The 13,859-nt window shown below is 57.5% G+C and carries 13 protein-coding genes; 1 reads left to right on the plus strand and 12 read right to left on the minus strand.

Translation table 11 applies throughout. From position 1 onward, the window contains the following. Positions 1-19 precede the first annotated feature (19 nt). The 3 genes from nhaB to AC07ZE_RS14235 form a co-directional block, all read right to left on the minus strand. On the minus strand, positions 20-1,522 hold the full coding sequence (gene nhaB, locus AC07ZE_RS14225; protein WP_207265357.1) for a sodium/proton antiporter NhaB: 1,503 nt from the start codon (positions 1,520-1,522) through the stop codon (positions 20-22). 78 nt (positions 1,523-1,600) lie between these two features. Next, entirely contained in the window at positions 1,601-2,890 is a 1,290-nt protein-coding gene (locus tag AC07ZE_RS14230; protein ID WP_207265358.1) for an NHL repeat-containing protein, read from the minus strand. A 281-nt stretch (positions 2,891-3,171) separates the two neighbouring features. Beyond that, entirely contained in the window at positions 3,172-3,438 is a 267-nt protein-coding gene (locus tag AC07ZE_RS14235) for a hypothetical protein (protein WP_207265359.1), read from the minus strand. A 343-nt stretch (positions 3,439-3,781) separates the two neighbouring features. On the opposite strand from AC07ZE_RS14235, the gene AC07ZE_RS14240 reads away from it, so the two are divergent. Then, on the plus strand, positions 3,782-5,107 hold the full coding sequence (locus AC07ZE_RS14240) for a sigma-54 dependent transcriptional regulator (protein ID WP_095194163.1): 1,326 nt from the start codon (positions 3,782-3,784) through the stop codon (positions 5,105-5,107). An 82-nt stretch (positions 5,108-5,189) separates the two neighbouring features. On the opposite strand, the gene fapF is transcribed toward AC07ZE_RS14240, so the two are convergent. The 9 genes from fapF to AC07ZE_RS14285 all read right to left on the minus strand — a co-directional run bounded on the left by fapF (position 5,190) and on the right by AC07ZE_RS14285 (position 13,805). Next, the gene (gene fapF / locus AC07ZE_RS14245) at positions 5,190-6,470 is read right to left on the minus strand and encodes a fibril amyloid transporter FapF (RefSeq protein WP_207265360.1); all 1,281 of its coding nucleotides are present in this window, start codon (positions 6,468-6,470) and stop codon (positions 5,190-5,192) included. Positions 6,471-6,516: 46 nt separating this feature from the next. Next, a complete protein-coding gene (gene fapE / locus AC07ZE_RS14250) occupies positions 6,517-7,263 on the minus strand; it encodes a fibril amyloid subunit FapE (protein ID WP_207265361.1) in 747 nt (248 codons plus the stop codon). Between the two features lie 33 nt (positions 7,264-7,296). Beyond that, positions 7,297-7,977, minus strand: a complete 681-nt coding sequence (fapD, locus tag AC07ZE_RS14255; protein ID WP_207265362.1) for a fibril amyloid maturation endopeptidase FapD — start codon at positions 7,975-7,977, stop codon at positions 7,297-7,299. Between the two features lie 62 nt (positions 7,978-8,039). Then, entirely contained in the window at positions 8,040-9,524 is a 1,485-nt protein-coding gene (fapC, locus tag AC07ZE_RS14260) for an amyloid-like fimbrin subunit FapC (RefSeq protein WP_207265363.1), read from the minus strand. A gap of 52 nt (positions 9,525-9,576) precedes the next feature. Continuing rightward, positions 9,577-10,149 carry a fibril amyloid subunit FapB gene (gene fapB / locus AC07ZE_RS14265; RefSeq protein WP_207265364.1) on the minus strand — a complete coding sequence of 191 codons (573 nt, stop codon included), beginning with the start codon at positions 10,147-10,149 and terminating at the stop codon, positions 9,577-9,579. Position 10,150: 1 nt separating this feature from the next. Continuing rightward, positions 10,151-10,591 (minus strand): functional amyloid chaperone FapA, encoded by a 441-nt coding sequence (fapA, locus tag AC07ZE_RS14270; RefSeq protein WP_207265365.1) that lies wholly within the window; start codon positions 10,589-10,591, stop codon positions 10,151-10,153. 326 nt (positions 10,592-10,917) lie between these two features. After that, the gene (locus AC07ZE_RS14275) at positions 10,918-11,442 is read right to left on the minus strand and encodes an AAA family ATPase (protein WP_207265366.1); all 525 of its coding nucleotides are present in this window, start codon (positions 11,440-11,442) and stop codon (positions 10,918-10,920) included. Continuing rightward, a complete protein-coding gene (pnuC, locus tag AC07ZE_RS14280; RefSeq protein WP_207265367.1) occupies positions 11,439-12,002 on the minus strand; it encodes a nicotinamide riboside transporter PnuC in 564 nt (187 codons plus the stop codon). The genes AC07ZE_RS14275 and pnuC overlap by 4 nt, the downstream gene beginning before the upstream one ends. 168 nt (positions 12,003-12,170) lie before the next feature. Then, positions 12,171-13,805 (minus strand): methyl-accepting chemotaxis protein, encoded by a 1,635-nt coding sequence (locus AC07ZE_RS14285; protein WP_207265368.1) that lies wholly within the window; start codon positions 13,803-13,805, stop codon positions 12,171-12,173. Positions 13,806-13,859: the final 54 nt, after the last annotated feature.

The following is a 13,859-nucleotide window of genomic DNA, read 5'->3' on the forward strand; positions in this document are numbered from 1 at the left end:
AACAATGTGGGAGGGGAGGTTACAGCCAGTAGCTCACGGCGTACCAACCCAGCACGCCCATCACCACCGTATACGGCAGCGCCATCCACACCATGCGCCCGTAAGACAGGCGAATCAGCGGGGCAATCGCCGACGTCAGCAAAAACAGAAACGCCGCCTGGCCATTGGGCGTGGCCACGCTAGGCAGGTTGGTGCCAGTGTTGATCGCGATGGCCAGCGTCTCGAAATGCTCGCGGCTCATGTGCCCGGCGATGAACGCCTGTTTCACTTCGGTGATGTAGATCGTCGCGACGAACACATTGTCGCTGATCGCCGAGAGCAGGCCATTGGCAATGAACAGCATGCCCGGTTGTTGATCGACCGGCAGGGCCAGTACCCACTGGATCAATGGCTTGAACAGTTGCTGATCGTGGATCACTGCCACCACGGCGAAGAACACTACCAGCAGGGCGGTGAACGGCATCGCGTCCTTGAAGGCAATGCCGAGACGGTGTTCGTCGGTAATCCCGGTGAACGCGGTGATCAGCACGATCACCATCAAGCCGATCAAACCCACTTCCGCGACGTGAAATGCCAACCCGGCAATCAGGATCAGCGCTGCAACTGCCTGCACGATAAGCGCTGCACGCTGGCGCGCGGTGCGCTCGGCATTGTCTTGGGCTGCGTAATCGGCCAGCACGGCCCGTACGTTGTCCGGCAGCAACGTGCCGTAACCGAACCAGCGCAGTTTCTCCAGCAGGACGCAGGTCATCAGTCCCGCCACCAATACCGGCAGCGACACCGGCGCGATCTTCAGAAAGAACTCGGCGAAGTGCCAACCCATCTCATGACCGATCAACAGGTTCTGCGGCTCGCCCACCAGCGTACAGACGCCACCCAAGGCCGTGCCGACGGCACCGTGCATCAGCAGACTACGCAGGAAGGCGCGAAACTGATCGAGGTCTTCATGATGGAGTTTGGGCAGGTGACGGTCATCGCTGAATTCGCTGTCCTGCCGCGGATCGGTGCCTGAGGCCACACGGTGATACACCGAATAGAAACCGACAGCCGCACTGATGATCACGGCGGTCACGGTCAAGGCATCGAGAAACGCCGACAGAAACGCCGACAAAAAACAGAACATCAATGCCAGCATGGCCTTGGAGCGCACGCCAAGCAGCAAGCGCGAGAAAAGAAACAGCAGCAGGTCTTTCATGAAGTAAATCCCGGTCACCATGAACATCAGCAACAGGATCACCGGAAAGTTGTGCAGCAGTTCGTCATAAAGCGCCTGGGGCGAGGTCATCTTGAGCAACAGTGCTTCGACCAGCAACAATCCCCCGGGCATCAACGGATAGCATTTGAGCGCCATGGCCAGGGTGAAGATGAACTCCAGTACCAGCAGCCAACCCGCCGTCACCGGACCTGCGGTCCACAGCACCCCTGCATTGATAATAAGAAAACCGACAATACAGAGTTTGTACCAGCGAGGTGAGTTGCCGAGAAAGTTATGCGCGAACGCCTGGGCCATGGAACCGGACATCGGCTACTCCTTGTATAAAGAAGCGCGCAAGTTGCCGTAAGCCAAAGAGAAGATCAAGTGCAGGAACAATAAGATGGATCAGCCCAAAAAACGTGCAACGACAGCATGATAGTTGCCGTCCAGAGAATAACCTGCCACGACGATATTTTTATCGGCCTGAATGGCCAATGAAGTTGCCGTATCGAGACTGCGGCCGAGTCGGGTCCGAACCCATCCGGCACCGTCGCCGAAGTGGCGATCAAGCTGCCCGTCGGCCAGATATCGGCCCAGAATAAAGTCGGCCTCGACACCGCCAATGGTTGCACCGGCCGTGATCACGCTGCCATCCGGCTGTGCTTGAGCGGCGGTCCACTGGCAACCACTGCGGCCGATTTCCAGCAATTGCGCCTGGCCATCGTTCCAATGCCTGTCCGGGCGGCCATTAATGTGGAGCTTCAGGGAGAGGCAGCGCATGGGATCGCGGCTGCTGCCAAAACATTGCATATCGCCATCTTCCAGTTGGACGATCTGGCTGACTTGCGCGCTTTGTCCCTGAGCCTTGAAGCTCATGAAGCCATCCACGGCAAAGTAATCGTCAAGGCTGCCGTCGGGCTGATAACGGGCCAGCAAGCCCTCTTCGGGGAAGTTGATCGAACCACCTACCAGGATTCGGCCGTCGCGCTGCACCCTGACGCTATTGAGCCAGGTGTTCATCAGCAAGTGCCTGACGATCACAAATCCACGGCCGTTGAATGTGTTGTCCAGCTCGCCGTTGGTGTCCAGCCGAATGAGCATGCCGGCGTGATCGGCCAGTTCGAAATGATGGTTGGCCACCAGCACGATTTTACCGTCTTGCTGGACGCCGGCATCACAGGCTTCGGCCCCCGGTACTCCGGGAGGCAGCCAGGCATCGCGAATCCCGTGTGACAGATTGCCCGGCAGTCGCACCACGCTGTAACCGTTTTCACCAAACTGCTGGACCGGACAACCTTGTGGATCGAACAATGCTACGGCGGGGAGGGTGCGGTGGGCATTTTCATAATGCAGGCCGGTCAGCAGGATCCGCCCGTCAGGCAATTCGTGAACCTTGCCGGCCATGGCTTCAAAGCCCGGTTCAAACTGCCCGATGACACTGCCTTTGTAGCCGAATGCCAGATCCGCCGAACCATCCTCCAGCAAGCGGGCCAGACCAAAACGGCTACCACTTGGCGTAACGACTTTTGCTGCCACCAGCAAACGTCCCTGGGAGTCGATGGTGACGTCGTTGGCCAGGCTTGAAGTGCTGCCGGCGAAGTACACCTGGGTTTTGCCTTGGGTGGCGAAGCTGATGTCGAGCTTGCCGGCGTAACTTAATGCGGTCGGGATGGCTAAAACAGACTGGATTGACATTCACGCATCTCCTTGCGAGTCGTCGTTGTCCAGAAGTTGGTTGGCGACTTATCAGAAGATCATTCAATCCCTGAATGCCTGGATGCACAACTGGCAGAAATAACAGGCGGAGGGTCGTTGTGTGCCACAACAGTGTCTTTTCGAACCAATGGCAAGCGTGCAAAGGATTAATGTGCGCCAGTTCAAGTAACGAGGCGAGACAAGCGCGGTTGAAAATGAAAAACAGGCAACTAACGGCAAAAAAGGAGGGTGCGGATTACCGGAGTAATCCGCAAAAATGATTAGTGCGGCATCGACCACGACTGCAGTTTGTAACCTTCCTGGCTCAACTCTTCACGAGTTTGTTCAAGCAGGCGTTGAAGCTGCTCTGGGTCGGTATAGGCGCTGCTCGGGATTTGCTTGCGGCCTATACTGTTGTTGGTTCGGTCGATGACGGTCAGGCAAAGTTCGCCGTTGCCGTCCTGTGGCGCCCAGGCCACGCATTGGAAAGGCTGGAATGCGCGGTCGGCAATCAAAAGAGCTTCGTTGATACGGAGCGGGGCGTTCATAGGATGTTCTCTCAATATGCCCAATCAAGTGATGTGCCGACGGTTGGGCTTACCGTTCGGCGGGTTACTTGTACTGATGTCCGCAACCGGGGTTCGGGTCACACACAAATAAAAGAAATTTCAACTTTTGTTCAAAGGCACATCGCAAGCACATGTTTTGAAAGCTGAATGAAAGGTTGGAGTCGTTAGGTAACTAACAATGCGGGTTCTTATAACTATTTAACCAACGTCTCTATAGTCAAACGGTACAAGGCTCCGTCAAATTCTTGCTAATGTTACAGCCAGGTCCGCCAAATGACTGTTTTTAATAAAATTTCCTAGAATTTGGCGCCAAGGAACAGTCATGAACGAAGCGCCTGCCTTGCGACGTCTATTAGTGGTTGATCCCTGCGACGACTGCCATCGTGTATTGCCGGGATTACGCTCCGTGGGTTGGGATGTTGACAGCTGCTCGCTGGAAAACGCTGCCGACCGAACCTGTGACGTGGGCCTGTTGCGTCTGCAGCCTTTTCACCTTGAACGCCCGGATGCCGTCAAAGAACTGATCAGCCGCAGCGGTACGGAGTGGATCGCCGTCCTCAACCAGGAAGTCCTGCGCCTGCAGAATGTCGGGGACTTCGTTTGCGAGTGGTTTTTCGATTTCCATACCCTGCCGTTCGATGTTTCCCGGGTCCAGGTCACACTGGGGCGGGCCTTTGGCATGGCGCGCCTGCGCGGGCAGGGCACGGTGCATATTGATCAGCCCGAGCACGAACTGTTGGGCGATAGCAAGCCCATACGCGAATTGCGCAAGCTGTTGAGCAAACTGGCGCCCACCGAGTCGCCGGTATTGATCCGCGGCGAAAGCGGGACAGGTAAAGAACTGGTCGCCCGCACGCTGCATCGGCAATCCTTGCGCCACAGCAAACCCTTTGTCGCGATCAACTGTGGCGCGATTCCCGAACACCTGATCCAGTCCGAATTGTTCGGCCACGAGAAGGGGGCCTTTACTGGCGCCCATCAACGCAAGGTCGGACGGCTGGAAGCGGCGAATGGTGGCACGCTGTTTCTCGATGAGATCGGTGACCTGCCCCTGGAGCTGCAAGCGAACCTGTTGCGTTTTCTTCAGGAAAAGCACATTGAGCGGGTAGGTGGCAGTCAGCCGATTCCGGTGGATGTGCGGGTGCTGGCCGCGACCCATGTCGATCTCGAAGCCGCGATCGAGAAGAAGCGCTTTCGCGAAGATTTGTACTATCGCCTGAACGTGTTGCAGGTCGCCACCGCGCCCCTGCGTGAGCGCAATGGTGATCTGTCGCTGTTAGCCAATCACTTTTCCCATTTCTACAGCCATGAAACCGGCCGCCGTCCACGCAGCTTCAGTGAAGACGCCTTGGTTGCCATGGGCAAGCATGACTGGCCGGGCAATGTTCGTGAACTGGCCAACCGGGTGCGTCGCGGTTTGGTACTGGCCGAGGGCCGACAGATCGAAGCGCGGGACCTGGGGTTGATCAGTCATCAGGGCATTGCCCCGCCGATGGGTACACTGGAAGAGTACAAGCACCGGGCGGAACGCCAGGCCTTGTGCGATGTGCTTAACCGCCACAGCGATAACTTGAGCATCGCCGCCAAGGTACTGGGGATCTCCAGGCCTACCTTCTACCGCTTGTTGCACAAGCATCAGATCCGTTAAACACATGATCAAAGGATCGCAGGCTGCGATCTTTTGATGTACAAAAAAAGGCCCCGCTGCAGCGGGGCTTTGTTGTCATGGATCAGAAGTAGTACGGGAATTTCAGGCTGAAGGAAAAGTCTGGCGAATCCTCGGTCAGTCCGATGGACAGGTTGGGAACGATTGTCAGTTTGTCGGTTGCTGCCAGGGTCATGCCGATGTTGAAGTTGGCCGAGTTGTAATCGCTGTTGGTGATCGACTGCCAATCGCCGCCGTCCGGTTTGATCTTGCTCTTGCGGGCGAACTGATCGGTGACCGAGAACGACATACTCATCTTCTCGTTCAAGGCGAACGCAATGCCGGCGCCGATCTGCCAGGAATCGCCCAGTTTCACGTCCCCTTTGACTTTGGAGCCTTCCTGAGGACTGATGTCGCTGAAAGAGTCTTCCATGTTGTAGGTGTAGGACAGACTGCCAAACAGTACGGCCGGGTCGAAGGTCTTGACCAGCGAGATACCCGGGGTGATGGCCCAGACACCATTGCCGGTAGGCAAGTCCTCGGGCACCGAGAGGTTATCGTTGCCAGGGTCATTGACCAGCTTGATGCCGTAGGGGTCCTTGCCGGTCGGCGCCTTGATGCGCAGTGTAGCGACTGCGTCGGGCAGGCTTTCCGACTCATCCAGAAACTTGTAGGCCACCCCGACGTTCACATCGCCGATGGTCGGGTCGCGGGTGACGCTGGCGTCAGACGTTACCGGGCCTGCGCCACCAGCGCCTCCGGAGGAATACGTCGACTCGCGATAAACCACGGGAACGTTAATGTCGAACTGCCAGCGTTGTGCAACGTTGTAGCGGGCGGTCAGGTCCAGTGTCCAGTTGTCGGCCTTGATGCGGTCGAGGTTGATGTTGCCGAGAAAAATCGAGTCCAGTGCCAGGAAGCCGTTGAGCGTCAGTGCCCGGGTATCGTAGTGGGTATAGGTCAGGCCGGTTTCGACGCTGAACTTGCCGCCACCGAAGAACCCGCTGGCTTCGTCGTACAGGTTCGATACGCTTTGTGCCGGTTCCGAATCATCCTTGAGCGACTGCCCGTAGGAACTGCCCGTGGTTCCGGGCGCACCCGCGGCCACCGCCTGGCCACCCCTGGTGGTTTCGGCAGGGGATTTGGTCAGGCGTTTGGGAGCAGGTGACGCAGGTGCCGCTTCGACTTGGCGAACGCGCTGTTCGAGTACCATCAGTGCGTTCTGTTGTGCTTCGTAACGCTGTTTCAGCTCCATGAGTTCTTGTTTTAGTGCTTCAACCTGGGGATCCGTTGCTGCGTAAAGCAAAGTTGCCGGGGCCAGGCCGCTCAAACAAACGATAGCTCTGAACGTTAACGATCGGTGCATGGGTTAGCCGTCCCTTCTGACTACATCTGATGAGACTGAGCGTAGATCAGAATCCGAGGGTGCGAAGACCTTTGAGCTGATCCAGATTGCCGTTCAACGACCCGGCCGTGGTTACGTTGTCACGCAACACGACATTAAAGGATGTGAGATTGCGGACCTGGTTGCTGCCGCCCAGCAACGTCGTATTCTGCATCAGCCCACCCTGGGCCAGGCGTTGCACGGTACTGCCCTGATTGTTGTTGGCCACGATATTGAGTTGCACGCCATTGCCGGTCGATGAAATGCTCATCGAGCCCGCGCCGTTGGCGCCGGTCAAGGTCGAGCCCGCGGCCAATGCCTGGCCCTGCTGCTGCGTTACGGGTGCCTGATCAGCCTTTGTGACGTTGATATCAACGTTGTTGTAGGCCGTATTATTGTCTCCGGCAGCGCGCACCACTTGAGTGACCCCTTGAGTGCTGTTGAGGCCGTTGCCGCCAGCAACGGTGCCGGTCCCGGTGCTTTGCGAACGCGCAGAGCCGGTGCCACCTTCGTCAATCATCGACACATAGAACTGCGGCTTGATGGTTGACTGCTGAATCTGCATCGAGGAGCGTGCCCCGATGACATCTCCGTTGGCATTTTGCCAGGTGCTGGTCATGACAACGCCGAAACTGATGACCCGTCCCGGCATGACAAAGCGGCCGCGAAGGTTCGCCAGTTCCTGATCTTTCAGTTCGATGGGTTTGAAAAATTCTGCCTGGGTTGGCAGGCTGGCGGTCAGGCAAACCATGGCCAGCCAGATTGGAGTCTTCATTGAATGCTCCTGGAGCGTCGTGCTCCCTTGTTATTAGAAAAAGTCGCTCTGGATGAATCCGAAGTCCATCAACTCTGCGTCCTGCACCGGGTTGAAGGCGTTGATGCGGTTCTTGGCGGTCAGCGGCAATGGTGGGTCGAGCAACGCATTGTTTTTGTCGTAGCCCTGGCCGATGACGGCAAAGATGATGCCGTTCCAGCCTTTGACAAAGTCTTCGACCTTGTAGCGTTTATGACCGAGTACCGGATCGCCGATATACACCCAGCCGTTGTGGACTCTTTGCATGACCACAAAGTGTTTGTAGCCACGGATATCCATGAGTACAACAACCGGTATCTTGATGTCGTTCAGCGTTTCGGTGGCCACCCGATAGCCACGGGCCCGCATGCCGATACTTTCCACGTAACGCTTCATGTCGAGCATGGAAAAGCCCTGAACGCGGACCAGATCCTGATCGGCGTGTGCCAGCATCCCTTCAATGATCTGTTCTTCATTCACGTCCAGCCAATAGGCCTGACGCAATACGGTCGCCAGCGCAGCCGCGCCGCAACTGAAATCGGTTTTCTGTTGCACCAGGTCGGCAAACTTGCGCTCGCGTATGCTCTGGATCGGCTTATACACCACCGCGCCACCCGGCAGGATGGAAAGCGGCAGTTGCGCAGCCTCGATCACACTGGACACGCAAAGCAAAAATGCCAAGGCGATAATTCGCATGATTGGACGCCCCCTGGATGTTTTGAAAAAAGGCCCCCGTGAGGGGGCCTCCAGAGACAGCATTAGAACGAGGTGTTGGAGATGGCCAGCGAGTTGCTTTGTTGGTTACCCACACCCGCCGCTACGTTGACGCCCAGGTTGCCACTGCCACCATTCACCGAACCACTCAGGGTTGCAGTGTTGGTTACAGGGTTGGCCCAGCCAGTTGGAGTCAGCACTTGGTAAGAGACAGAGTTGCTCAAATCATAAGAGCTGCTTTCACTGTAGCTTTTCGCTTTTTCCCACTCGGATTCGGACGATTTGCTGCCCGATTTTTCGAACGAGGAGGCGTTCGCTTTCTCGAACGAACTATCGAACGATTTTTCGAATGAGGAATCGCGCGATTTGTCGTACGAGGATTCGTGCGACCTGTCGTACGAGGAGTCGCGCGACCGGTCAAACGAGGATTCGCGCGATTTGTCGAACGATTTGTCTACCGCTACGTCAAGTGTTGCGTCAAGCGATGCGCTAAGCGATGCCTCGGAGCTTCTGCTACGGGTGCGATCGCCAAAGCCATAGTTGACGGTAGTGGAGCTGGAAGTCGCTGCTTCAGCGTCCAAAGTAGCGCCCAGAGAAGCCGTCAACGAAGCACTCGAGGAACCGCTTGCACTGCTGCTGTTGGAACCACTCGAATTGCTGCTGTTGGAACCACTCGAAGCGCTGCTGTTGGAACCGCTTGCATTGCTGCTGTGAGAACCGCTTATATCAGCGCTAAAGGAGCCGCTGGCTTCAGAGCTTCGGGAACCTGCTTTATTCCAGCTCGAAGAAGCGCTTTGACTGCCGCTGGCCTCGAAGGACTTATCGCGAGAGAAACTGCCGCTTTTGGTTGTGGTGAGGGTGATCGTATCCAGGCGATAGGTCCGATCGGCGGAGTTGGTCACTACGAGGCCAGGACCATTTTGATCGGCAGAGGCGGTAGCGGTTGCGCTGCCCAGTGGTGCATTGGAGTTGGCAATTGCCATGGTGTTTTTCTGCTGGTTCAAATCGCCGCCAGCAATGTTGATACCCATGTTACCGCTGCCGTTATTACCCGAGCCGCTCATCGTGGCAGTGTTTGTTACGCCGTAGTTGACCACTTTGTTGTTGTTGCTGTATTGCCGGACGCTGGCGGTGGCGGACGCATTGCCGAACACGAAGCTGTTATCCAGACTGGAGTCGGCGCCGGCGTTTGCAATGGCGGCCGCGTTGTCTTGCTGGTTGCCTGCGCCTGCTGCCACGTTGACACCGACGTTGCCGCTGGTGCCATCGGCGGAGCTGCTCATCTCAGCGCTGTTCTCAACCCCTTCGTTGTAGATGCGGTTGTTGGTACTGCTTTGCTTATCCCAGGCATTGGCAGTCGCATAGACAGGGATCTTGGTTGGAGGAGGGGTGTGGTGGCCGCCGTTATGATGGCCATTGTGGTGGCCATGGCCACCACGGTCCCTATCGTTTTGTCCTGCTTGTACAGCAACAGCCATGACCGCAGCAATTGCGAAAACCAGAGGCTTGAGTGCCATCGAAGGTTTCATGGTGATTCTCCGTACTTATTTTAGGTTAAGTGTTGTTTCCTACCTGTTTGGGTCAATCCACGACCCGTACGCTCAGGGTGTTGGCCATTCGGTTTCCCACCCCGGCGCTCTGATTCAACTGAATCACCCCACGGCTACCGGTGAAAGCCTGGTCACTGGTAGTGACCTGGCGATAGCCGGGTGTGGAGTCAGTTGGATCGGAGTTGTTGATCAGCGCCACGTTCTGTTGCATGAGGACGCTGTCGTCGATACTTTGCGGTTGAGCACTGATACTGATGCGCAGTGCGTTGGCTTGCTGGTTACTGGCTCCCGAGCTCTGGTTAACGCCCAGTGCGCCATTGCCATGGCTGAAGGAGGCGCCCTGGATGCTGGACCGAGCTTCCATATTGGGGTCGACCACCGTACGCAACCGTTGGCGGATCTGGGTGCTGGCACTGGCATTGTGGCCATTGGCGAAGGCCCGGGCGTTGGCTTGTTGTTGCAGATCGCCCGCCGCCTGGTTGACGGCGAGGTTGCCCTGATACTGCATGCCCGAACCGTCGATTTCGGCGTTGTTGATGACGGGAGATTGAGCAAAGGTCGATGCACTGCAAAACATGGCGAGAATCAGCAGCGTACGATTCATCTTAACGGTCTCCCGTCATGATGTTCAGCGCACCCAGGCCTCGCTGGACGCTTGAATTGACCATGTTGGCGATACCGCTGCCGGAGTTGCCCGAACGCCCGGCGGGGAGGTTGGAAAGCTGGGTCTGGTTGCTGATGTTGCCGCCCAGGTTGCCGGTGCCCTGATTGATCAGGCCGGAGATGCCCGTGCCACTGGTGACGCTTGCAAAGTCGCCGTCGTTCAACTCGTTCGTTTGTTTGAGGATCTGTTGCGACGGGTTGGCGTTGACGGTGGTGGGGTTGGGGTCGGGAATCACCGGCGCACGGGTGGCCATGCGCGTTTTGACATCACGGGTGATCACAATGATGCCGTTGTCGGCCTGTACATGCACGCAAACACTTGAGCCCAGTGCACATCCGATCAGCAGGAGGCTATAGAAACTTTTATTATTGAATTTCCCCACGGCGGCAATTCCTTCTGTGAGTGCAACGCTGGCCCTTATCAGCGGTGCGAGGTATAGAGCAGAAGGTGTGCCGTTTTTTGTTTTTCCATTGAAAACAGTGGGTTGACTTTAATTGTCGAAGTAGTCAAAAAAAAATGTAAAGCCCCTGAGACAGAACCGCTCTAGAACGCCGTCTCCGCTGGCGCCATAGCTCGCTACGGGCGCTGCAGGCAGGTTGTATCAGTGGCTTAACATTTCTTGCCGAAATGCCCGGAAGGCTTTAGCTCGCGGGTTTTCGCAGGATGAGTGTTTCAGGAATGGACAGATCGGCAGCGCGGGTCACCCTGTCAGGTCTTGAGCAAGCGTGTCACTGCCTCTAATGCCGCGTCCTGACGCTGTTGCCAATCCCCTTGCAGGACCTGATATGGCTGGCGGTGCAGGTCGAGCCAATGGCGACTGGCCTGGAAAAACGCCTGACGTTCTGCCAGTTGCGGCTGGCAACGCTGCCCGTCGTCATGCCAGGCCACGTTTTCAGGGCTCAGCAGCAAATGCAGATCGTAATGCCGTGCCAGCAGTGCTTGCTCGAGCCACTTCGGACAATCGCCAAACAACGTGCGACTCCAAAGGATATTGCTCAAGAGGTGCGTATCAAGAATCAGCAGTGACGGCTGTTTGGCGCGGGCTTCATCCTCCCAAGTCAGCTGGCCATGTGCTATTGACGTAATGTCATCATAGCGGGTTTCGCGTGCTTTGCTGTCGATGAAGTGCCTAACGTACTCATTGACCAATATGCCGCCAAAGTTGGCGTGAATCTCGTTCGAAAGCCAGCTTTTACCGCTGGACTCCGGCCCTGTGAGCACCAGGACTTTCATGTACGCAACGCCGGGGCCGCGCGCCATTCGCGCCAGCCCTGCACGGCCAGCAGCAGGAACACTCCATACAATACGGCCGTCAGGTACAGCGCTTTGTAGACGAACAACCCGACGAAGATCACATCCAGGACGATCCACAGCGGCCAGCACTGCACGCGTTTTTGCGCCATCCACCATTGCGCCACCAGGCTGAAACCCGTCAGTGCGGCATCGAGCCAGGGTTGGGCGGCGTCGGTCCAGTGGGCCATGGCGGCACCCAACAGCAGGCTGCCAATCGCCCCGATGACCAGGCCCAACACCACGTTTGGACCGTCGAGCCAGCTGACTTCGCGCCCATGCCGTGCATCACCGGCATGGGTCCATTGCCACCAGCCGTAGATCTGCAGGCCGGCATAGATCACTTGCAGCAGCATGTCCGAATACAGCTTCACTTCGAAAAAGATCCAGCTGTAGATAAGTACCATGACCAGGCCGATCGGCCAGCACCAGGGGTTCTGCTTGACCGTCAACCAGACGGCAATGACACCGAGGGTGGCGGCAAACAGTTCAAGCCCGGACATGCAGGTTCCTTGGGGGAAGTCGGAGAGGGGGCGGATTGTAACCTCAGGCACCTGAGGGAGCGAGCCTGCTCGCGAAGAGGCCAACCCAGCCAACATCCATGCCGACTGACCCACCGCTTTCGCGAGCAGGCTCGCTCCCACAAGGGATCATGCAAGCGATTCTTCGGCTTACACGCGGAACTGCCTGAGCAACCCGTTCAACTGCTCACTCAAGTCCTTGAGCCGCACGCTCGCCACGCTGGACTGCTCGGCCGCGAGCGCGGTGCTGTGGGAGAGTCCGGCTGCTTGCGTGACGTTCTGGTTGATGTCCTCGACCACATGCGCCTGCTGCAACGTCGCGCTGGCAATCGATGCGTTCAGCCCGTTGAGGTTGCGCAATGCCTGGGCGATGGCATTGAGGCTGGCGCCGGCCAGACCGGCTTGTTCGATCGTGAGTTGCGAAGCCCGACTGCTGTCGCCGATCACCTTGACCGCTGCCTCGGAGTGAGTTTGCAGGCGTTCGATCATCGACTGGATTTCTGCCGTGGATTTCTGGGTACGCTGGGCCAGCAGGCGCACTTCATCGGCCACCACCGCGAACCCTCGACCTTGCTCGCCGGCCCGGGCCGCCTCGATCGCGGCGTTGAGGGCCAGCAAATTGGTTTGCTCGGCGATGGAGCGGATCACTTCCAGGACGCTGCCTATCTGGGTGCTTTCGCTGGCCAGTGTGCGGATCACTTCCACCGCCTGGTCGATGGTGGAGGACAGGGTATCGATCTGCTTGAGACTGCCGTCGATGTTGATCTGGCCTTGTTGCGCCTGCGCTTCGGCATCGCGCATTTCGCTGGCGGCATGCTCGGCGTTCTTCGCCACATCCTGCACGCCATAGGTCACTTCATTGATCGCGGTGGCCACCAGTTCCATCTGTTGCGATTGTTGCTGGCTGCGTTGTTGGGCCTGGGTGGCGTCGTTGCCCAGTTCGCTGGACGATTGCCCCAGGGCACTGGCGGACACCTGCAACTCACCGATCACCAGCCGCAGTTTGGTGGTGAAGGCGTTGAAGTGCCGCGCCAGTTGCGTGACTTCATCCTGGCCGTGGGTGTCGAGGCTGCGGGTCAGGTCGCTTTCGCCGCTGGCGATGTTGGCCATCGCGTTCACGGTTTCCTGAAGCGGGCGGACGATGCTGCGGGCAATCACGATCACCAGCGCCGCCATGATCAGTGCGATGGCCAGGCCGATCGCCGATGCTTCCCAGACCTGGCCGTAGAACTCGGCTTGCATGTCATCGATGTACACGCCCGAGCCGATCACCCAGCCCCAGGGTTCGAACAGTTTGACGTAGGAGGTTTTTTCCACCGGGTCGCTGGCACCCGGTTTCGGCCAGCGATAATTGATGATGCCGGCGCCCTTGGCCTTGGCGACGGCGACCATTTCGTTGAACACCGCAAAGCCGTCCGGGTCGCGGATCGCCGACAGGTTCTGACCATCGAGTTTCGGGTTGGCAGGGTGCATGACCATCACTGGCGTGAGGTCATTGATCCAGAAGTAATCGTTCTGGTCATAGCGCAGTCCGCGCACGGCGGTCAGCGCCTGTTTCTGCGCCGCCTCGCGGGTGAGGGTGCCGGCGGTTTCCAGGCCGTGGTAGTAGGTGAGAATGCCGCTGGCGGTTTGCACCACATGCTGGGTTTTTTGCGCCTTGGCCTCATTGAGGTCTTCGTGAATCTGCTTGAGCATCAAGGCGCCCAACGCCAATAGCATCACGACGGCCACGATCAAGATGAGCCACAAACGCCGACTGATCGACATATTGCGCAAGCTGTTCATAACGCGGTGCTCCAGATTCTTGTTTTTGTGGTTGTTCTTGTAAGAAGTGATCGC

This window comes from Pseudomonas sp. GW101-3H06 (assembly GCF_059424605.1).